The organism is Bacillus sp. z14 (2026), from assembly GCF_058313575.1.
Genome location: NZ_JBZFQK010000003.1, coordinates 46,959 through 64,869, shown reverse-complemented (window position 1 = coordinate 64,869; position 17,911 = coordinate 46,959). Strand labels below are relative to the sequence as shown.

The 17,911-nt window shown below is 38.5% G+C and carries 21 protein-coding genes and 2 pseudogenes; 8 read left to right on the top strand and 15 right to left on the bottom strand.

The annotated features are described in order from the left end of the window. Positions 1-103: 103 nt before the first annotated feature. Entirely contained in the window at positions 104-337 is a 234-nt protein-coding gene (gene ymaG, locus AC4G3O_RS11370) for an inner spore coat protein YmaG (protein WP_066106603.1), read from the top strand. Between the two features lie 44 nt (positions 338-381). On the opposite strand, the gene AC4G3O_RS11365 is transcribed toward ymaG, so the two are convergent. Both AC4G3O_RS11365 and AC4G3O_RS11360 read right to left on the bottom strand, forming a co-directional pair. Next, entirely contained in the window at positions 382-795 is a 414-nt protein-coding gene (locus tag AC4G3O_RS11365; RefSeq protein ID WP_066106606.1) for a YuzC family spore coat inner layer protein, read from the bottom strand. A 121-nt stretch (positions 796-916) separates the two neighbouring features. Further along, a complete protein-coding gene (locus AC4G3O_RS11360) occupies positions 917-1,096 on the bottom strand; it encodes an asparagine synthase (RefSeq protein WP_066106609.1) in 180 nt (59 codons plus the stop codon). A 206-nt stretch (positions 1,097-1,302) separates the two neighbouring features. Between AC4G3O_RS11360 and AC4G3O_RS11355 the strand changes: the two genes are divergently transcribed. Further along, complete coding sequence (locus AC4G3O_RS11355) at positions 1,303-1,668, top strand: hotdog fold thioesterase (protein WP_066106926.1); 366 nt, start codon at positions 1,303-1,305, stop codon at positions 1,666-1,668. Positions 1,669-1,720: 52 nt separating this feature from the next. Here the strand turns inward: AC4G3O_RS11355 and mnhG are convergent, their stop codons facing one another. The 7 genes from mnhG to AC4G3O_RS11320 are packed head-to-tail and all read right to left on the bottom strand — an operon-like array spanning position 1,721 to position 7,471. Beyond that, positions 1,721-2,074 carry a monovalent cation/H(+) antiporter subunit G gene (gene mnhG, locus AC4G3O_RS11350; RefSeq protein ID WP_066106612.1) on the bottom strand — a complete coding sequence of 118 codons (354 nt, stop codon included), beginning with the start codon at positions 2,072-2,074 and terminating at the stop codon, positions 1,721-1,723. Further along, on the bottom strand, positions 2,061-2,342 hold the full coding sequence (locus tag AC4G3O_RS11345; protein ID WP_066106615.1) for a Na(+)/H(+) antiporter subunit F1: 282 nt from the start codon (positions 2,340-2,342) through the stop codon (positions 2,061-2,063). The genes mnhG and AC4G3O_RS11345 overlap by 14 nt, the downstream gene beginning before the upstream one ends. Then, on the bottom strand, positions 2,342-2,818 hold the full coding sequence (locus AC4G3O_RS11340) for a Na+/H+ antiporter subunit E (protein ID WP_066106620.1): 477 nt from the start codon (positions 2,816-2,818) through the stop codon (positions 2,342-2,344). Before AC4G3O_RS11340 ends, AC4G3O_RS11345 begins: the two co-directional genes overlap by 1 nt. 7 nt (positions 2,819-2,825) lie before the next feature. Continuing rightward, positions 2,826-4,310, bottom strand: coding sequence for a Na+/H+ antiporter subunit D (locus AC4G3O_RS11335; RefSeq protein WP_139892294.1), 1,485 nt, complete (start codon positions 4,308-4,310; stop codon positions 2,826-2,828). Then, positions 4,303-4,644 carry a Na(+)/H(+) antiporter subunit C gene (locus AC4G3O_RS11330; protein ID WP_066106626.1) on the bottom strand — a complete coding sequence of 114 codons (342 nt, stop codon included), beginning with the start codon at positions 4,642-4,644 and terminating at the stop codon, positions 4,303-4,305. The genes AC4G3O_RS11335 and AC4G3O_RS11330 overlap by 8 nt, the downstream gene beginning before the upstream one ends. After that, a complete protein-coding gene (locus AC4G3O_RS11325; protein WP_066106630.1) occupies positions 4,644-5,066 on the bottom strand; it encodes a Na(+)/H(+) antiporter subunit B in 423 nt (140 codons plus the stop codon). The genes AC4G3O_RS11330 and AC4G3O_RS11325 overlap by 1 nt, the downstream gene beginning before the upstream one ends. After that, positions 5,063-7,471, bottom strand: coding sequence for a Na+/H+ antiporter subunit A (locus AC4G3O_RS11320; RefSeq protein WP_139892296.1), 2,409 nt, complete (start codon positions 7,469-7,471; stop codon positions 5,063-5,065). The genes AC4G3O_RS11325 and AC4G3O_RS11320 overlap by 4 nt, the downstream gene beginning before the upstream one ends. A 226-nt stretch (positions 7,472-7,697) precedes the next feature. Between AC4G3O_RS11320 and AC4G3O_RS11315 the strand changes: the two are divergent. After that, positions 7,698-8,255, top strand: a pseudogene (locus AC4G3O_RS11315) (DUF5366 family protein). Positions 8,256-8,619: 364 nt separating this feature from the next. Here AC4G3O_RS11315 and AC4G3O_RS11310 read toward each other — a convergent pair. Next, a pseudogene (locus tag AC4G3O_RS11310) lies at positions 8,620-9,564 on the bottom strand (transglycosylase domain-containing protein). Positions 9,565-9,575: 11 nt separating this feature from the next. Then, positions 9,576-9,800 carry a hypothetical protein gene (locus tag AC4G3O_RS11305; RefSeq protein ID WP_066106641.1) on the bottom strand — a complete coding sequence of 75 codons (225 nt, stop codon included), beginning with the start codon at positions 9,798-9,800 and terminating at the stop codon, positions 9,576-9,578. Between the two features lie 117 nt (positions 9,801-9,917). On the opposite strand from AC4G3O_RS11305, the gene kapD reads away from it, so the two are divergent. Next, positions 9,918-10,538, top strand: coding sequence for a 3'-5' exonuclease KapD (kapD, locus tag AC4G3O_RS11300; protein WP_066106643.1), 621 nt, complete (start codon positions 9,918-9,920; stop codon positions 10,536-10,538). A gap of 41 nt (positions 10,539-10,579) precedes the next feature. Here kapD and kapB read toward each other — a convergent pair whose 3' ends face one another. Continuing rightward, positions 10,580-10,966 (bottom strand): kinase-associated lipoprotein KapB, encoded by a 387-nt coding sequence (gene kapB / locus AC4G3O_RS11295; RefSeq protein ID WP_139892300.1) that lies wholly within the window; start codon positions 10,964-10,966, stop codon positions 10,580-10,582. A gap of 129 nt (positions 10,967-11,095) precedes the next feature. Between kapB and AC4G3O_RS11290 the strand changes: the two genes are divergently transcribed. Then, a complete protein-coding gene (locus AC4G3O_RS11290) occupies positions 11,096-11,836 on the top strand; it encodes a peptidylprolyl isomerase (RefSeq protein WP_077248121.1) in 741 nt (246 codons plus the stop codon). Between the two features lie 151 nt (positions 11,837-11,987). Next, the gene (locus AC4G3O_RS11285) at positions 11,988-12,191 is read left to right on the top strand and encodes a hypothetical protein (RefSeq protein ID WP_066106649.1); all 204 of its coding nucleotides are present in this window, start codon (positions 11,988-11,990) and stop codon (positions 12,189-12,191) included. Between the two features lie 108 nt (positions 12,192-12,299). Here AC4G3O_RS11285 and AC4G3O_RS11280 read toward each other — a convergent pair whose 3' ends face one another. Beyond that, positions 12,300-13,469 (bottom strand): MalY/PatB family protein, encoded by a 1,170-nt coding sequence (locus AC4G3O_RS11280; RefSeq protein WP_491136199.1) that lies wholly within the window; start codon positions 13,467-13,469, stop codon positions 12,300-12,302. A gap of 232 nt (positions 13,470-13,701) precedes the next feature. On the opposite strand from AC4G3O_RS11280, the gene AC4G3O_RS11275 reads away from it, so the two are divergent. Then, positions 13,702-14,202, top strand: a complete 501-nt coding sequence (locus AC4G3O_RS11275) for an Lrp/AsnC family transcriptional regulator (RefSeq protein WP_066106655.1) — start codon at positions 13,702-13,704, stop codon at positions 14,200-14,202. After that, a complete protein-coding gene (locus AC4G3O_RS11270; RefSeq protein ID WP_491136198.1) occupies positions 14,199-15,365 on the top strand; it encodes an aminotransferase in 1,167 nt (388 codons plus the stop codon). Before AC4G3O_RS11275 ends, AC4G3O_RS11270 begins: the two co-directional genes overlap by 4 nt. A gap of 685 nt (positions 15,366-16,050) precedes the next feature. On the opposite strand, the gene AC4G3O_RS11265 is transcribed toward AC4G3O_RS11270, so the two are convergent. Continuing rightward, positions 16,051-16,395 (bottom strand): helix-turn-helix domain-containing protein, encoded by a 345-nt coding sequence (locus tag AC4G3O_RS11265; protein ID WP_139892306.1) that lies wholly within the window; start codon positions 16,393-16,395, stop codon positions 16,051-16,053. A 49-nt stretch (positions 16,396-16,444) separates the two neighbouring features. Next, a complete protein-coding gene (locus AC4G3O_RS11260; RefSeq protein WP_491136197.1) occupies positions 16,445-17,782 on the bottom strand; it encodes a sodium-dependent transporter in 1,338 nt (445 codons plus the stop codon). Positions 17,783-17,911 lie beyond the last annotated feature (129 nt).

Sequence of the window (17,911 nt, the reverse complement as noted above, 5' to 3'; positions counted from 1 at the left end):
ATGTGAATGTTATCCTTGTAAGAGGGCATACGCCCTTACCTGCTGTTAGGTTTCTGCATACATAATAGTGTAGGCATTTAAACAAACAGGAGGTATTTTACAGATGGATTACAGACAGAGAAGACCATGGGGCAGACCGTGGGGCGGACCGTGGGGAAGACCATGGGGTAGACCAGGTTTTGGTTTTGGATTTGGAGGTCCGATCGGGGGATTTGGTTTAGGATTAGCCGGCGGATTAATAGGTGGAGCATTGCTTAGCAGACCATGGGGATATGGATATGGTTATCCTCCGTATGGATATGGGTCCCCATGGGGATATGGTGGCGGATTTTATTAATAATAATTTGTAAACAAAACCAGCAGTTATCAAACTGCTGGTTTTTAGCTCCATCGTATGACTACCCCAACTTCACAACAGGGAGGACTGGTTTGTTTATCAGCAAAAACCAGCCGAATTCCCTCCGGATCGTAATAGATGGAAGGAGCTATTCGAATACCGGTTGAAAGCAATAATCGATTCACTTCGCTTAGGTTATTAAACTCAGAGGCTGCCATAATTTGACGAGCTAAATCTTGAGATGCAGAGATCTGATTGGCAATTCTTAATGCTTCAGTCAGATAGGACGCGGTTCGATTGGCAGAATTCTTAAATTTTGTTGTATCTATAGCAGGAACTTTTCTGTTATATGAAGAATAAGAATTCATACCAGTAACAGATGGATGGATCCATGTGGGTATGTGGTAATGAGGACCTAGACTTTGAGCCCAGTTATAAAACTGTTGATTTGCATACATATGGGCACCTCCTCTTACGAAATAAAATACCTTATAACTATATATAAGAGAAGGTAGATTGTATTAGACCAAAAAATAAGCAACGGTTAGGTTGCTTATTTAGGGGATAGATGATGTTCGTTTAGATATCGTTGCGATGCTCGACTAAATCAATAACACCAAGAGCAATATGGGCAAGCCCAAATCCAAATAGTGCATTGGCAATCATTTTATTGCTATTATGCTTTTGTTTAAGGGCATAACCAGTAGCAGCAACAGCGGTACCTAATACAGTTGGAACCATTCCTTCTCGAAGATCCATTTGACCAATCCTCCATCATCTAGATATGCTTTTTGTAAAGTCTTACAGATATCCAGTTCATCTTTTTTCGAAGGGATTCACCTTAAAAATCAGAATAGGAATCAGTTGTAAGAAAGCTTTACTCCTTTATTTTTCCGCTCTTTATCTAATTCATAACAAATAAGCAATGGAAAGGATGCCTTTAATTGGATTTAAGTAAAACATTGATGGGTACATTAGGGATAGAAATAGTTGAGGTCTGTGAAGGAAGAGTTGTTGCAACCATGCCTGTTGACCATCGGACACACCAGCCGATGGGACTTCTTCACGGTGGCGCATCGGTGGCTCTTGCCGAAACGGTCGCCAGTCTTGGTGGATATACAATGGTTGACGAGGAGAAAGAAGCAGTCGTTGGTTTAGAGATTAATGCGAATCATCTTAAAAGCAAAAGGGAAGGCTTGGTGACCGCAACAGGAAATATTGTACACAGAGGAAAAAAAACAATGGTATGGGAAATTAAAATAACGGATGAAGAGAACGAATTAATATGTATCAGCAGATGTACGCTTGCTGTTATTCAAATAAAAAAATGAGGATGTTTTACAAGGTCTAAAGCGATCTTGTAAGCATCCTCTTTTTCTGTCATTAGCTATTTTTTTGTTTTTTTGCCTTTTTTAAATCATCACGCACACTATGTTTCCACAATTTAACGCCTGTATTATAGGCTGCACGGCTGATTAAATGTCCGGCAACCGGAGCTGTCATAAAAATAAAGAAGATAGCTAACAGGATACGGGAGTTAAAATGGCCCTCTGTAATCCAGAAATATAAGAATGTGCCAAGCAATACAAGGGTTACACCCAAAGTGGATGTTTTAGAAGCTGCATGGTTCCGCGTATAGACATCGGGTAAACGGAGTATTCCAAGAGCTGATACAACGGTTAATATAGAACCGATTAAAACGATACAAACAAAAATATAGGAACTAATTTCGTTCATTTTCTATGATTTCCCCTTTCTCCAGGAATTTCGAAAAGGCAACCGTACCAGTGAACGAAAGAATACTGATCAGAAGGATAACCTCTAAAAACATGGATGTGCTGAGCAATAAAGATAGTATGGCAATCATGCAAATTAAGTTCATGCCAATAGCATCCAATGCCATTACACGATCAGGGATGCTTGGTCCCTTAATTACTCTATAAATTAGAATGAGCATCGAAATAGCTATACAGACTAAAGAAAGCTGAAGGATGAAATTAATCATTACTCACTCACCTCCAGAATAAGCCGCTCAAATGAATTTTTTATACTTTCTTGCATCTCTGGAATCTCCGATATGTTTAATGCATGGATGAATAATGTTTTGTTATCAGAAGAAATATCCAGAACTAATGTACCGGGAGTTAAGGTAATCAGACAGGACAGAAGAGTGATCTGCCAATCCGATTTAAGTTTGGTTTCATAAGTAAAAATTCCTGGCTTCAGTTCAAGCTTTGGTCTGATGATTGTTTTAAAAACGTCGAAGTTTGCAATCAATAATTCTCGTATAAATATCCCCAGAAGGTGAAGGACAGCCACTACCTTATGCAAATAAAACCGAGTCGAAAAAAAGCGTCTGAATAGAAAAAGAATAATCGCCCCAATTAAATAGCCGATAATAAAGGAAGCGGCTGTATTTGACGTCGTCAGGAACATCCAGGTCAAGGCTAGAATTACATTTAATAATATTTGATAAGACATATCTTCATCACTCCTTTAGTACGGCCTGAATGTAATCTGATGGATTCATTAAAACATCAACCGCATCAGAAACATACGTATAAACAACTTCAGAGCCCAATCCGTACAATATTGAGACTACAAGTAAAATGCCGATCGGCAATAGTAAAAAACGGTTATCTTTCTTGGAGAAGTTCTCATCGTAAACTTTTTTCTCTCCCCAGAACGCGAATATGAAAATGCGCATCACGGAATATAAAACAATTAAACTTGAGAATAGGACTACCAATCCTCCTACGTAATGCCTTTCATCAAAGGCACCCTGAATGATTAGTAATTTTCCTGTAAAACCGCTGAAAGGTGGAACCCCTGCTAACGATATAGCCGCTATGAAGAACATCCAAGCTAAAAGTGGAGATTCGTGAATTAACCCACCCATGCGCTTAATATTACTTGTCCCTGTTTTGGCCATCATTACTCCAATAAGCAGAAACAGGGCTGCTTTAATCATCATGTCATGAATTGTATACATAATTGAACCGGATATGGATGCGGTATTCATGATTGAAATACCGAAGATTATAACACCAATGGCAATTACGATATTGTAAATGATGATTTTTTTACCATCCATATAGGCCAATACACCGATACAGCCAAATACAATGGTTAAAATTCCAAGGTACTCCAGCAATGTATGCGTATAATCAGTATGATGATAAAACATAATGGTAAAGGTTCTTAGGATGGAATAAACACCAACCTTCGTTAATAATGAACCAAACAAAGCCAGGATTGGAATTGGCGGCGCAAAGTATGAGCCGGGCATCCAAAAATATAAAGGAAAAATGGCTGCCTTCAATCCAAACACGATTAGAAACAGAACAGCGATAACCGTGATGATTCCCGGCTGGTCTACTTCCGCAATTCTTTCTGAGATATCTGCCATATTCAGCGTACCTACAACAGAGTATAAGAATGCAACAGCAGCAACAAAAAGGCCAGAAGCAATTACATTTACAAGCAAATATTTAATAGACTCGCGAAGCTGTACTTTTGTACCACCTGTCACAAGTAATACATAAGATGACATCAGCATTACTTCAAAAAATACAAATAAGTTGAATATATCTCCGGTCAAAAATGCCCCGTTAACACCTACAATTAAAAATTGGATAAGGGCATAGTAGAAATATTTTTCACGGTTTGCATCAATATTTTTAAAAGAATAAATAATCGTTACTAATGTAATAAGAGATGTAGTTAAAACCAGTAAGGCTGCCAGCATATCCGCTACAAGACTAATTCCGAAAGGGGCATCCCAGCTGCCGGCCTGCAAGGTTAGAATGCCATTTGTTTTTACCTCTATTAAAAGTGAAAAGGTAACTACCAGGACCAGTATAGAAGAGGCCAAGGCGACTATTCGTTGGGCATTTATTTTTTTCGCAAGGAATAACAATAAAATTCCTGTCAATAACGGAAGTAAAATAGGTAATATAACAAGGTTATTCATATGACTTATTTCCTCTCAGTTGATCCATGTTATCCGTTCCAAGTTCCTGATAGGAACGATAGGCCAATACCAGGAAGAAAGATGTGACACCGAAGCTAATTACAATCGCTGTCAGGATTAATGCCTGTGGCAGCGGATCCACATAGGATTTGGCGTGTTCACTTAAGATAGGCACAGCTCCTTGTTTTAATCCTCCCATGGTAAGAACCAATAAATTCACCGCATGGCTCAATATGCTTGTTCCAATAATGATACGAAGCAAGCTTTTTGATAAAAGTAAATAGGTGGAAATCGTAAATAGAATTCCTATAGCAAAACACATTAAAATCTCCATCATTCACTCTCCCCAATCGTTTGAATAATGGTCATTGTCACGCCGATTACAACTAGATAAACACCCGTATCAAAGATAACTGCTGTATGAAGGGATGTTTTTCCAAGGAGCGGCAAATCAAAATAATCAAAGGCGTGCGTCAGGAAAGGAGCATCGAAGAATAACGCACCAGCTCCAGTCCCGACAGATAACAACAACCCCACAGCTATCAACGATAAATAATTTACCGGCAGAAAACTTTTTACGGTTTTTAAATCAAATGCCAGCAATAAAAGAATGATGGCAGAAGAAGTCATAAGACCACCGATAAATCCACCGCCCGGCGTATAGTGTCCGGCAAAGAAAATGTGTATAGAGAACAAAATAATAATAAAAGTTGCGATTTTAGTAACCGTCTGTAAAATTAAATCATTTGTTTTCATTCTTCCCCTCCTCTTTTCGTGAGACGGAGTTTAATCATGGTGTAAATTCCCATGGCTGCAATGGATAATACGGTGATTTCAAACATGGTATCCAAACCACGGAAGTCAACCAGGATTACGTTAACCATATTCTCTCCACCAGCTTCTTTGTACGTAACCTCTTTATAAAATTCAGAGATGGATTCAAATAGCTTCGTACTGTGAGAAGCCAGCGCGATAAGTGTCATCGTAATTCCGACACCGAGAGAGATTGCCAGGTTTGTCAATTTAAAACGCATACGCTTTTCCTTTGGTTTATACTTCGGCAAGTGATAGAAACAAAGCAAGAACAGCGATGTAGATACTGTTTCAATGACAAATTGAGTTAAGGCTAAATCAGGTGCCCTAAATAGAACAAATAAAAGTGATACCGTATAACCAACCGCTCCCATTAAAATGATTGAAGTCAGTCTCGATTTTGCAAATAGAATCATGATTGAAGCCAGAACTAAGATAAAGATCAAAATAACTTCGTATACCCCAATTGGAGTCATACTGGTTGTTTCGAATGCAAAGCTATCGGTTTTCCAAACCGTATAAAGTAAACTGATAATCAAGAAGCCAAATATATAAACTAAATAATCATGGATACTCCCGTTCATATATCCGCGGGTAATGAGACGTGAACCTGTATCCAGTGATCTTAATCCCATATTATATGCATTGTTTAATGTGTATTTATCAGAGAAATACGTATAAATCTTGCTCCATTTTGGATAGAACTTATACAAGATAATTCCTAAGATGACAACTCCGATTGTCATTAATAATGCGCCATTTACTCCGTGCCACATTTGTATATGAAGATGCGGAGGGTTTCCGTTTTCATAAAGGCTCGGCAGGATAGCTGCAGTAGCTGGCTCAATAATTGTTGAAGTAAGGATGTTTGGAAATAATCCAAAAATAATAACCAAGGCTGCAAGCGTGATTGGTGAAATCAATAATCCAATCGGTGCTTCATGTGGTTTTTTCGTTAATTTTTCAGGCTGAAGTTTGCCGCCAAATGTTCTAAATAAAAGAATCATACAGTAAACAAATGTGAATACACTTGCCAGCCATCCAATAACAGGGAATAAATTACCCCATGTTTGCAGGTTAAGAAAATCTGCTTTTGTTATATCTAATAGGCTGCCAAAGAACATTTCCTTACTCAAGAAGCCATTGAATGGAGGCAAGCCTGCCATTGAGAATGCTCCGATTGCAGCAATAGTAAAAGTGATTGGCATTATGGTCATTAATCCGCCCAGTTTACGAATATCCCTAGTTCCCGTTTCGTGATCAATTATACCGACTGCCATGAATAATGAACCTTTAAAGGTTGCATGGTTAATTAGGTGAAAAACAGCTGCCGAAACAGCGGCAATATATACATTATTCTCGGCTGATCCAAAATGGAGGGAAGCCGCACCGATGCCAAGCAGGGACATGATTAAGCCGAGCTGGCTGACTGTTGAGTAGGCAAGAATCCCTTTTAAATCATACTGACGTACTGCATTAAAGGAACCCCAAATTAAGGTTATGATACCGACCAGGCCGATAATCCATACCCATTCACCTGATAAAGCAAATATAGGGCTCAAACGTGCTACTAAATAGATACCTGCTTTAACCATCGTTGCTGAATGAAGATATGCACTGACTGGTGTAGGTGCTTCCATTGCATCAGGTAACCAAATGTGGAATGGGAATTGGGCAGACTTCGTGAATGCCCCTAATAAAACGAGTATCATCGAAAAATAAAAAAGAGGATGGTTTACCAAATCAGGAGCCATTGAAATTAATTCTCTGATGCTGAAGGTATTTCCCATTACAGAGAGGGTTATAAAACCTCCTAGCATGGATAAGCCACCTAAAAAGGTGATTAATAATGATTTTTGCGCTCCGTAGCGAGATCCTTTTCTCTCATGCCAATAGCCAATCAGCAGGAAGGAAGAAAGGCTGGTAAATTCCCAAAACGTATAAAGGACGATTAAGTTGTCAGATAGGACAACCCCAAGCATAGCCCCCATAAATAATAGTAAATAAACATAAAAATTACTCAGTTTTTCTTTTGTTTTGTCCATATAAAAGATGGAGTACAGAATAACTAGTGTACCAATACCTGTGATCAGCATAGCGAAGAGCAGGCCTAATCCGTCTACATAAACATCAAATGATATGTTTAGTGAAGGAATCCACTCAAAACTAGCTGTTATGGATTGATGATCCGTTATTTCAGGCAGGAACGTAAACAAATAACCAAATAATACGATAGGTATAATGAGTACGAACCATCCGGTATGTATTTTACGAGCATATTTGCCTATAAACGGAATACATATCGCAGCCAAAAAAGGCAGTAATATACTCAAGTGAAGCATTGACATAAGGACCTCCCTTAAAAAATTATAAAATATTGAAAAATTACAACAAAATGTACCAATCCGTACATTCAGCATAGCAAATTATACAGCAAATTTATATTAGACTGTACTTGAAAAGACTGGTATTCATGTGTTTTAACCATGTATTATATGAAGGAAAAAATTTAAAAATTTAATTCTCCTTTCCGATAAATGGTTTATAATGGGAAAATGTGAAGTATAAGGAATAATGAAAATGAAGAATACATATGTAACAGGTTATTTTCCCTTATTATCGATAATGGCATTTAGTCTGTTCTTTGCTGTTCATCTTATGGTAAGAATGATTGCATTTTTAAAAAGCAATGGGCTCTATTCAGGCATGACTGGATTGTTATCAGAGATCCATATTAAATTATCCTTTTTATTATTGTTCTTTATCTGTTTTTTTATGTTACTTGCTGTGTTAAAGCTTCTTGTCGATACCTTTTTGGAACTGTCACTTTTATTTTTCTCAAAGGATAAGGTGGGAGAAGACCTGCAAAAGCTGAGAGGGACTTCTATCATTTTTCTGATAGGTGGACTTATATCTATGTTATGTTGTCTTTGGTTGCTTGCAGGCTGCTTTTTACTTACTTCATTATTCGCTTTTATATACTTTCTGTATAAAATCAGTTCATCCTTATCGGGTACCTGATTGATAGGGATTATATTTTTTCATGTAACTATCTGGGCCGTTCTGTTATTGGCAGTCTGTCTCTCTGTCTTAAAATTATATAATAGTATAATGGCGGGACTTCCGCTGTAAAGGAAAAAGCATGATGAACCTCTAATAGAGAGAATACATCATGCTTTTCCATATTTGTATTTGCGGCTGACTTTTATTTAAAAAATCAATACTGGACGGCTGATCCTTGCCCACCCAGACCCCACCAGTATACGAAGCAGTCATCCCAATAAACCATAAATCATGATAATCATTTGTTGTACCGGTTTTTCCTCCTATATAAGCTACCTGTTTTTTGAAGCAATCGAACAGCTGCAGTATTAACCGATTTGGCCATTGCCTGATTGAGTGGAAGATTGCTATATGTTGAATGACCATAGTTCTCTGGGCAGTAATTTTCGATGCATATCGCTGAAGCGTCTATTTTTTGGATCCTTATTAGTTTTCAAATAAGGCGCATATACCAGCAATGGTTTAATCGTAGATCCTGGCTGACGAAAACTTTAAGGGCTCGATTAAATGTTGAGGGTTTATATGTTTTTCCCCCAATCAATGAGACAAGCTCATGAGTAGAATGATTAATAACTACCGCTGATGCTTCAACGTTTTTATAAGGCAGGATGCTACTAACGGCTGATTTGGCTTTTTCTGAATATCTGAATCGAGAAAAAGTGTGGATCGTAATTCCTGAATGCAGCAGTTCCGTGATGCGGTTATCTAATTTCTCTGTTAATTGATTAGATTCTTGTTCAGATAAACCAGAAAACTGATAACCATCCTGCTCTGCGACCAGCTGACGAAATTCAGCCAGCGTGTAATCGGTATAATCAGGAAATTCTTGGATTCGTTTGGAAAGATTTAATTTTATTGATTCTTTTAAAATTTGCTCTTTTTCTCCATTCGTTATGAAATTCTTATTCTCAAGTTGCTGCAGAAGTCTAACCTGGCGTTTTTTTGTATTTTGGAAATTAGTCAGCGGGTCATAAAGACTAGGGTTATTAGGAATTGCCGCTAGAAAAGAGAGTTCACCATGCTTGAGATTCTTTGCTGATTTGGAAAAATAAAAATAAGCAGCAGCTTCAATTCCATAGGAACTGTTACCATAGTAAATCGCAATTATGTAAGTATTTAATAGTTAATCTTTTGAAAAATCACGCTCAAGCTGATAGGCGTAAAGCAGTTCAGTTAATTTACGATTATATGTACGTTCATTTGTGAGGAATAAATTTCGAGCGAGCTGTTGTGTAATGGTGCTGCCCCCTTGATGAATTCCCCCGCTTTCCGTATTAATTATGAACGCTCTGCTAATAGCTGATAAATCAAACCCCTTATGTGAATAAAAATGCTGATCCTCTGAAACTACGTAAATATCCTTTAAAATTTGAGGGATATCAGCATCCTTTATATATTTCCGATTCTCTGTTTGATAGATTTCTCTGATAATTGTCCATCGGAATCTGTGATTGTACTGTTAAGCTGCATGGCTGATTGATCTATTTGTAAATTGGTGTCCAAAACATGATTGAGGCTTTGCAATTTGGAAAACTCATTCAGTGTTAATGTACTCAATCCGTATAAGGATGGAACCAGTAATAAAATCATACAAAATCCAATTGATTTTCTCATTTTTACCCACCTGGAATTCTATTCGTATATTTAACTATATCGTATTGATTTTATGGTTAAAAGAGGAAAATTTGGAAGGAGCAATAGATTACACGAAAACAAGGAGGTTGTATCATTGTGAAGAAGGATGACCACTATTTATTCATAGATTTTGAATTTACAATGCCAGAGGATCGAAATAATCCGAATGGGTTCTTTCCTGAAATCATTGAATATGGAATTATCGAGGTAAAGAGTGGAACAATAGTCAATCAATACAATTCTTATGTCCTGCCCAGAGTATTTCAGTCGTTAACGAACCGATGTAAGAACTTTTTGCACATTACCGAAGATGATCTTAAGACAGGGGTGGAATTTGATGTTTTTCACAGTTTACTGCGAGAATTGGATCATCCTAACTCTCCAACGATTGCTACATGGGGAAACATGGATATGAAGGTGTTAAAGCAAAACTGTCAGTATTCAGGACATATATTCCCTTTAACGGGAAAGCAATTGGATTTATCGATTGAGTATCAAAAATTCTTTGGTGACCGAAATCAGACAGGCCTATGGAAAGCAGTTCAGCAATATGGGGACAAGGCTAAAGGCGTTTGGCATCGTGCTTTGGATGATGCCAGAATGACTTATGAACTGTTTACATTAATTGAGCAGGACAGGAGGTATGTGGATAACTATAAGCCAACGACAATCGGAGACGTTGTGGATTTTTCACAGTTATTTAATGGGTTGACGTAAAAAACCAAATCAGTAAAGAGTGATTTGGTTTTTTATGTTTATCATATTGGAAAATACTCGCGCTCTATATTCGATATAGCTGACAAAGACATATCTGACCACTTTGATTCTTCTTTTTGCAATTCCTGTTTTAATGTTTCAAGAGACTGGCGCAGGGATTCTGTGTAATCAGGAATTTCCCCTTTAAACGGTTTCACCATGTTTACCGGGATGTTGGTTTGTTCCCTGTAAGCTAAAGCCTTTCGCTCATGGAAAAAATCAACTTCTGTTTGTTTTGGATGATGAAGATCTCCCTGCATAGGGTGCTTTAATACAGCCAGTATTTTAACAACCATATATCCATTTGTTCGGATATTGGTGATTTCGCCTACATATTTACCGGTTTTATAATGTGCAATCACTTGGTCGCCAATAGTGAGTTCATTCATTTTTATCCCCCATTCATATCTGTTCTTCTCTATCATACCGATGTACCATAATCAATCCTATAAAAAGCTCTTCAGAAAGATGCTTTTTTTTTGAGAATCGTGTAAAGTGAAAAATTGGAGGTAGTTTAAATGAAATGGAAGACCATGATACTATTATTAATAATCCTCCTTGGTGCAGCGATTTGGAATCTGTATATAAAAGATAAGGTATTCCAATCTGGTGATCAAACAACTTTAAAGCTGGATCAAACCATTAAAGAGAAAGAAGGCGAAGATAAAATGACAGTATTACCTCAATTTACAGAAGTACAAGGTAATGAAAGATTAGTGGAGATGGTAACTAATAAAGGTTCCATCCAAATCAAATTATTCCCTGACCAAGCTCCTAAAGCGGTTGAAAATTTCCTGACTCATGCAGAAAATGGATACTACGAGGGGATCATTTTCCACCGCGTGATCAATGATTTCATGATTCAAGGCGGAGATCCAACTGGAACAGGAATGGGTGGAGAAAGCATTTGGGGTAAATCATTCGAAGATGAATTCACGATGGATTTATTTAATTTCCGTGGTGCTTTGTCTATGGCAAATGCCGGCCCTGGTACAAATGGAAGTCAATTCTTTATTGTTCAAAAAGGTGCTGTTGAAGCGAATCTAAAAGGACAAATGGAACAAGCGGGATATCCTCAGGAAGCAGTGGAAAAATACATGGAAATAGGCGGAACTCCTTGGCTTGACCACAGACATACCGTGTTTGGACAAGTTACTGAAGGAATGGATGTTGTAGATGACATCGCAACTACTAAAGTAGGTCCTAACGATAAACCGGTTTATGATGTAGTGATTGAAAAAATCAACATCCTAAAATAATCCCTATAATGTAAGTAGGCTGTCGATGACTCGGCAGCTTTTTTCTTATTTATAAATGAGGATAATCAAATATCACTTATACTCACCCTAGTCGTGTTATAATATGGTTAAAATTCAAATGTTTTCAAATCAGGAAAGGGTGTCTCAAAACATGTCTCAGCCATTAGCGTTTATTATAGGATTATTCTTGTATTTTCCTGAAGATAAAAGAGAATACATTCCAGCCGGATTAACGATGGCCATTTTTACATTGTTTGCAGTGTTAACGATGCGGTTTATCATTGTTTATAATCGTAAGCAGGTACAGAAGGCAAAGGAATTGGAAGAAAAATTAAAAGAGCAAAATATTCAATGATGGCTGCACATGCAAAGTGTGCAGTTTTTTTTTGCCGAAATCTGAGTGGATTCTTCTTAAAATTAAACAAGCATTTGCCAGACTGATTGGCAAATGCTTGTTACATAATTAGTTGAGGTCTTGGAATGCTTCGTGCAATCTGCGCAAACCCTCAGTGAGAGTGTCCTTAGAGCACCCTATATTCATTCGAACAAATCCTTGGCCATCCTGCCCATATTTCGCACCGGGTTCAAGAGCCAATTTCCCTTTATGGATGAGCCTTTCTGTGATTTCAATATCTGATATTCCTAAATCCCGTAAATCGATCCAAACAAGGAAAGATGCTTGAGGAATCATGATGTTTATTTTCGGTAAATGCTTAGAAACATAATCAGTCAGGATTTCAATATTCTCTTCAATTTTGGATACGGTCTCACTCACCCACTCAGCACCATGGGTGTAGGCCGCTTCCATGGCAGTATAGGCAAGTACATTAATGCCCCCAATACCTTGCTTGAGGAATTGCTGTTCCATTTTTAAGAGGTAATCTTTATTTTCACTTAGGATCAGAGAGCCATGCAATCCAGCGATATTAAAGGTTTTACTAGGAGCCATCAGTGTAATAACATCTTTGCTGATGATTCCGGCAGGTGTGTGAATATTGTCATAAAAGATCAGGTCAGCGTGAATTTCATCGGAAATGACAGGCACTTGATAGTGCTGACATAGGCTAATCATTCTCTCAAGGTCTTTCTTTGCCCAAACCGTTCCGCCAGGATTGTGCGGGCTGCATAAGATGAATAATTTTACTCCATTACGAAGCTTGTTTTCAAAGTCTTCAAAATCAATTTCAAATTGATTTTGGTTGATTTTCATTCTATTGGTAACAAGAGTTCGGCCATTACTTTTAACGACATTATGAAATGGACCGTAGACAGGTGTTTGAATCATCACTTGATCTCCAGCTTCAGTAAATGCAAGAACAGCTGCTGATAAGGACGGAACTACACCTGGACTAAAAGAAATATTTTCTCTTTTAAGCGACCATTTATGCTTTTCGTTCATCCAATTTATGATAGCCTGGTATACAGAATCGGAGGCATATGTATATCCGAATATTGGGTGCTGTATGCGGGTAATTAAAGCTTCCTGTACCTGAACAGGCGAAGCCCAGTCCATGTCTGCCACCCACATTGGCCATAAGTCACTGCCTGCGAATAATGAATCAACGTTATCCCATTTATACGAAGCTGTTCCTTTACGATCTATAATGGTTTCTGTATTTGTTGTACTGTTCATTTTTTCACCCCGCCTTTATATGATTCCCTTATTTTATCATATATTTACAGACTGGCAGTTTTAGAAGATTTATTAATTGGCTTGTTTTCTCAAATAAATATGGTATGTGAGATGAAAATAATTGATTACATATTCATATGTATAAAATGAGTGTTATAATGGAAAAAGTTTAATTTAAATTAAATTTTCAGATATCTTTATATCTAATGATACTTTTAATGGAGGTGAGGGTATGAACCTTACAGCTAAGGAAATTGAGATTTTGAATATTCTCGAAGAAAACGCCAGAATCCCTCTGGATGATATAGTAAAAATGACAGCAATGTCTAAAGAGGAAGTTGAACTAGCCTTAAAAAAACTGAAAGAATCCAATATTATTGTTGGCTATGCCGCTTTGGTCGATTGGTCGAAAGTTAAAGATCACGAAGGAGTTACTGCCATGATTGATGTGAAAGTAACCCCTAAAAGAGGCGTAGGCTTTGATGAGACAGCAAAACGAATTTATCGCTATGAAGAGGTCACATCCGTTTATTTAATGTCAGGTGCTTATGACTTATCTGTGGTCATTGAGGGCAAGTCGATGAATGAGGTAGCGCGATTTGTTTCAGACAAATTATCGACTCTTGATTCAGTTATTTCTACAACGACTCACTTTATTCTTAAAAAGTATAAACATGATGGGACTGTATTTGCACCTCTTGATGAGGATAAAAGGATTGTGATAACTCCATGATTAAAACGAGTTATCTATCTGATACGGCTCGAGAAATGAAGCCCTCCGGAATACGTAAATTTTTTGATTTGGCAGCAGGCATGGATGGTATCGTTTCGCTTGGTGTAGGTGAGCCAGATTTTGTTACTCCGTGGCGATACAGGGAAGCTGCTATCCTCTCGATGGAAGAAGGCTATACGTCTTACACAGCAAATGCAGGATTGCTTGATTTACGCGAGGAAATTGCAGCCTATATGAGTAGACGTTTTCAGGTAACATACTCCCCTGAAAATCAAATTATTGTAACTGTAGGTGCAAGTCAGGCAATCGATATCGCCTTACGAGCCATTCTCAACCCAGGAGAAGAAGTAATAGTCGTTGAACCATGCTTCGTATCCTATGCTCCATTAGTGGCATTGGCAGGAGGTAAGCCTGTTTCGGTTGGAACCATGAAAGAATCTGATTTTAAACTGTTACCCGAACAGTTAGAAGCAGCTATAACACCGAAAACGAAGGCGATTATGATTTGTTCACCCAATAATCCAACAGGAACCCAATTGTCTAAGGATGATTTGAAAGCATTAGCTGAAATTGCTATTAAACATGATGTTCTTGTGATTTCCGATGAAATCTATGCGGAACTTGTTTATGATGACGCGTATACCAGCTTTGCAGCCATTGAAGGGATGTATGAACGGACGATTTTAATATCAGGCTTCTCAAAGGGATTTGCTATGACAGGCTGGAGGCTTGGTTTTGTATGTGCAAACAAAGAAATCTCTGAAGCTATGCTGAAAATCCACCAGTATGCGATTATGTGTGCCCCTACATCTGCCCAATATGCTGCTTTGGAGGCCCTGCGATATGGGGCGGGATATGTGGAAGAAATGCGTATGAGCTATAATCATCGAAGAAATTATATTGTTAGTTCATTTAATGAGATTGGTTTGAAGTGCCACACACCGGGTGGAGCATTTTATGCTTTTCCATCCATTGAATCTACTGGCATGAGCTCTGAAGAATTTGCAGAAAAATTATTGATTGAGGAAAAGGTAGCAGTAGTACCAGGCAATGTATTTGGTATAGGCGGAGAAGGGCATATCCGTTGCTCTTACGCTACATCTATCGATCAATTACGGGAAGCCTTAACCAGGATTGAACGATTTTTAAACAATCATTCATAAATTTCCTTAAGGACTTTTACTAAGAGTTTTCTGAGTATAGGGAAAAGATTTTCAAATATAAAAAATGAGGGGGCAACCATAAGTCGTTAAATGACCTATGGTTGCCTCTTTGTTTGGTTGAGGCCAACAGGATGTTGGTCACAAAGGCGTTGCCACACGACGTGGCGTTCTTAGTCTTTGTTCCTTGAAACAGTCGCCTCAGCCTTTTAATCAATCCAGCTTCAACTCCTAGTCCCTCGAGTCATAAGGATAGCCACTGCGGGAGGGAAGAACACCTCCCTGCGTGCCTCTCTCTTATGCTTTTCGGGCCTGGGCAGTCGCCTCAGCCTTTTAGTTAATCTAGCTTCAGGGCCTAGGAGCTCGGGACATAAGCATAGCCTCTACGGGGGAAGAACATCCCCTCCGAGCCTCTGTCTTATGCTCCTCGCTCCTGGGCAAGGCCCTTCAGCCTTTTAGTTAATCCAGCTTCGGCTCCTAGGAGCTCGAGTCATAAGCAAATACTCTGCGGGAGAAAAACCTCCCTCCGAGTATTCGTCTTATGCTTGTCGCTCCTGGGCAGTCGCCTCAGCCTTTTAGTTAATCCAGCTTCAACGGCTAGAAGCTCAGGACATAAGAAAAGCCACTGCGGGGAAGACCATTCCCTTCGTGGCTTTCTCTTATGCTGCTCGCTTCTGAACGAGCCGTTTCAGCTTTTTAAGTTCCCCATTATCCTTAGGAAGTCGGCTTCGGTTATGTCTTGGGTTTTCTTTAGTATTAATTTCGCTCGCTTTTGCCCCATTGTGTTGATGAGGTGATGGAGTTCGGGATCTAGTTGGCATGGTCCTGTTGGATTGGCGTGCTCCATTAATTCGGAGGCAGGGCAATCCAATGCAGTTGAAATAGTCAGGAGAACCTGGAGGCTTGGTGTTATTTCATTTTCCTCGTATTGCTCAAGTTTGTGAGTGCCGATTCTGGAGCGTAACGCTAGCTCTTCCACACTCATTCCTTTGTCAATTCTGTACTTACGAATATTTTCTCCAATTGTAGCCATTATCAATCCCTCCCGATATTAATAGTTCTCCTTATATTCTACCACCTTACTAAATAATTCCAATAGAGTTCAGGAAGACTAATAAAATTGCGGCAGGGCATACGTAACGGACTAGGATATACCAACCGTTAAACATCCAGTATTTCAATTTCGAGCCATTTTGTAACTCTGTTCTGACTGCGTTTTTATCCATAACGTAACCTATAAATATAGAGATAAATAGTGAACCGAGCGGCAGGGCAAGATTTGAAACAATAAAATCTGCCAGATCAAAGAATGTTTTCCCTGCAATATGAACATCATTTAAAATGCCATAGGATAAAGCACTCGGAATCCCTACAATGAAAGTGATGACTCCAGCCAGCCATGCGGATGATTTTCGTTTTTCGGGATTTTCTTTTGAAATGACTGCTACAACAATTTCCAAAATGGAAAAGGCTGAGGTAAGAGTCGCAAATAACAATAAGATCATAAAGATGATCATGAAAAATCCTCCGAATGCGATCTCATTAAATACAGCTGGTAGTATGACAAAAACTAGTCCTGGACCTGATGCAGGATCATATCCTAACGCAAATACAGCAGGGAAGATAACAAGTCCTGCTAATAAGGAGATTAAAATATTTAATACCACAACTGAAAAGCCAGATTTCATCAAATTCTCGTTTTTCGGCAAATAGGAAGCGTAGGTCACCATTACCGATGTTCCCACACTAAGAGCGAAAAAGGCTTGTCCAAGTGCCAGCAATACGGATTCACCCGTGATTTTATTGAAGTCTGGCTGCAAGAAGAATCTAACACCTTCCATAGCTCCATCCAAGGTTAACGATCGAACGGCCAATATAATAAACAAAATGAATAATGCCGGCATCATATACTTGCTTGCCCGTTCAATCCCTTTTTTGATTCCTCCCTGAACCACCCATATTGTCAATAGTATGAACAGAATCTGGGAAATGATTGATTCATATGGATTTTCAATAATGTTATTAAATAATGATTCATAATTAGCTACCCCTGTTATCTGCCCAAGTAGACTTCTGCCTAGATAGGATAAAATCCAGCCGCCTACCACACTGTAAAAGGATAGCAACAGAACGGAAGCAATTACACCCATCCACCCCATTAAAAACCATTTAGAATTAGGGGCTATAACTTTATAGGCACTGACTGCATCCTTTTGTGCGTTTCTTCCAATAACAAATTCGGAAATTAAAATAGGAGCACCGATAAAGAGTGTGAACGCAATAAATAAAAGGAAGAAGGCCGCACCGCCATTTGTTCCAGCCATATAAGGGAATTTCCAAATGGCCCCCAGTCCGATTGCTGAACCGGCAGCAGCTAAAATAAAACCAATCTTTGATGACCATTGTTCATGTGTTTGCATGTATGCACCTCATAGCTTGTAATCTTATTAATCGTATTATAGTAGCATTATACAGGAATAATTGCCAGAATATTAAATCTGATTAAACAGGTAAGTTATTCCTGCCGATAAAGGTGTTTATTATTAGGC

Excerpts from the sequence above, each read along its gene's own strand:
- ymaG (WP_066106603.1), top strand. The coding sequence starts at position 104 with ATGGATTACAGACAGAGAAGACCATGGGGCAGACCGTGGGGCGGACCG.
- AC4G3O_RS11365 (WP_066106606.1), bottom strand. The coding sequence starts at position 795 with ATGTATGCAAATCAACAGTTTTATAACTGGGCTCAAAGTCTAGGTCCT.
- AC4G3O_RS11360 (WP_066106609.1), bottom strand. The coding sequence starts at position 1,096 with ATGGATCTTCGAGAAGGAATGGTTCCAACTGTATTAGGTACCGCTGTT.
- AC4G3O_RS11355 (WP_066106926.1), top strand. The coding sequence starts at position 1,303 with ATGGGTACATTAGGGATAGAAATAGTTGAGGTCTGTGAAGGAAGAGTT.
- mnhG (WP_066106612.1), bottom strand. The coding sequence starts at position 2,074 with ATGAACGAAATTAGTTCCTATATTTTTGTTTGTATCGTTTTAATCGGT.
- AC4G3O_RS11345 (WP_066106615.1), bottom strand. The coding sequence starts at position 2,342 with ATGATTAATTTCATCCTTCAGCTTTCTTTAGTCTGTATAGCTATTTCG.
- AC4G3O_RS11340 (WP_066106620.1), bottom strand. The coding sequence starts at position 2,818 with ATGTCTTATCAAATATTATTAAATGTAATTCTAGCCTTGACCTGGATG.
- AC4G3O_RS11335 (WP_139892294.1), bottom strand. The coding sequence starts at position 4,310 with ATGAATAACCTTGTTATATTACCTATTTTACTTCCGTTATTGACAGGA.
- AC4G3O_RS11330 (WP_066106626.1), bottom strand. The coding sequence starts at position 4,644 with ATGGAGATTTTAATGTGTTTTGCTATAGGAATTCTATTTACGATTTCC.
- AC4G3O_RS11325 (WP_066106630.1), bottom strand. The coding sequence starts at position 5,066 with ATGAAAACAAATGATTTAATTTTACAGACGGTTACTAAAATCGCAACT.
- AC4G3O_RS11320 (WP_139892296.1), bottom strand. The coding sequence starts at position 7,471 with ATGTCAATGCTTCACTTGAGTATATTACTGCCTTTTTTGGCTGCGATA.
- AC4G3O_RS11305 (WP_066106641.1), bottom strand. The coding sequence starts at position 9,800 with ATGAGAAAATCAATTGGATTTTGTATGATTTTATTACTGGTTCCATCC.
- kapB (WP_139892300.1), bottom strand. The coding sequence starts at position 10,966 with ATGAATGAACTCACTATTGGCGACCAAGTGATTGCACATTATAAAACC.
- AC4G3O_RS11290 (WP_077248121.1), top strand. The coding sequence starts at position 11,096 with ATGAAATGGAAGACCATGATACTATTATTAATAATCCTCCTTGGTGCA.
- AC4G3O_RS11285 (WP_066106649.1), top strand. The coding sequence starts at position 11,988 with ATGTCTCAGCCATTAGCGTTTATTATAGGATTATTCTTGTATTTTCCT.
- AC4G3O_RS11280 (WP_491136199.1), bottom strand. The coding sequence starts at position 13,469 with ATGAACAGTACAACAAATACAGAAACCATTATAGATCGTAAAGGAACA.
- AC4G3O_RS11275 (WP_066106655.1), top strand. The coding sequence starts at position 13,702 with ATGAACCTTACAGCTAAGGAAATTGAGATTTTGAATATTCTCGAAGAA.
- AC4G3O_RS11270 (WP_491136198.1), top strand. The coding sequence starts at position 14,199 with ATGATTAAAACGAGTTATCTATCTGATACGGCTCGAGAAATGAAGCCC.
- AC4G3O_RS11265 (WP_139892306.1), bottom strand. The coding sequence starts at position 16,395 with ATGGCTACAATTGGAGAAAATATTCGTAAGTACAGAATTGACAAAGGA.
- AC4G3O_RS11260 (WP_491136197.1), bottom strand. The coding sequence starts at position 17,782 with ATGCAAACACATGAACAATGGTCATCAAAGATTGGTTTTATTTTAGCT.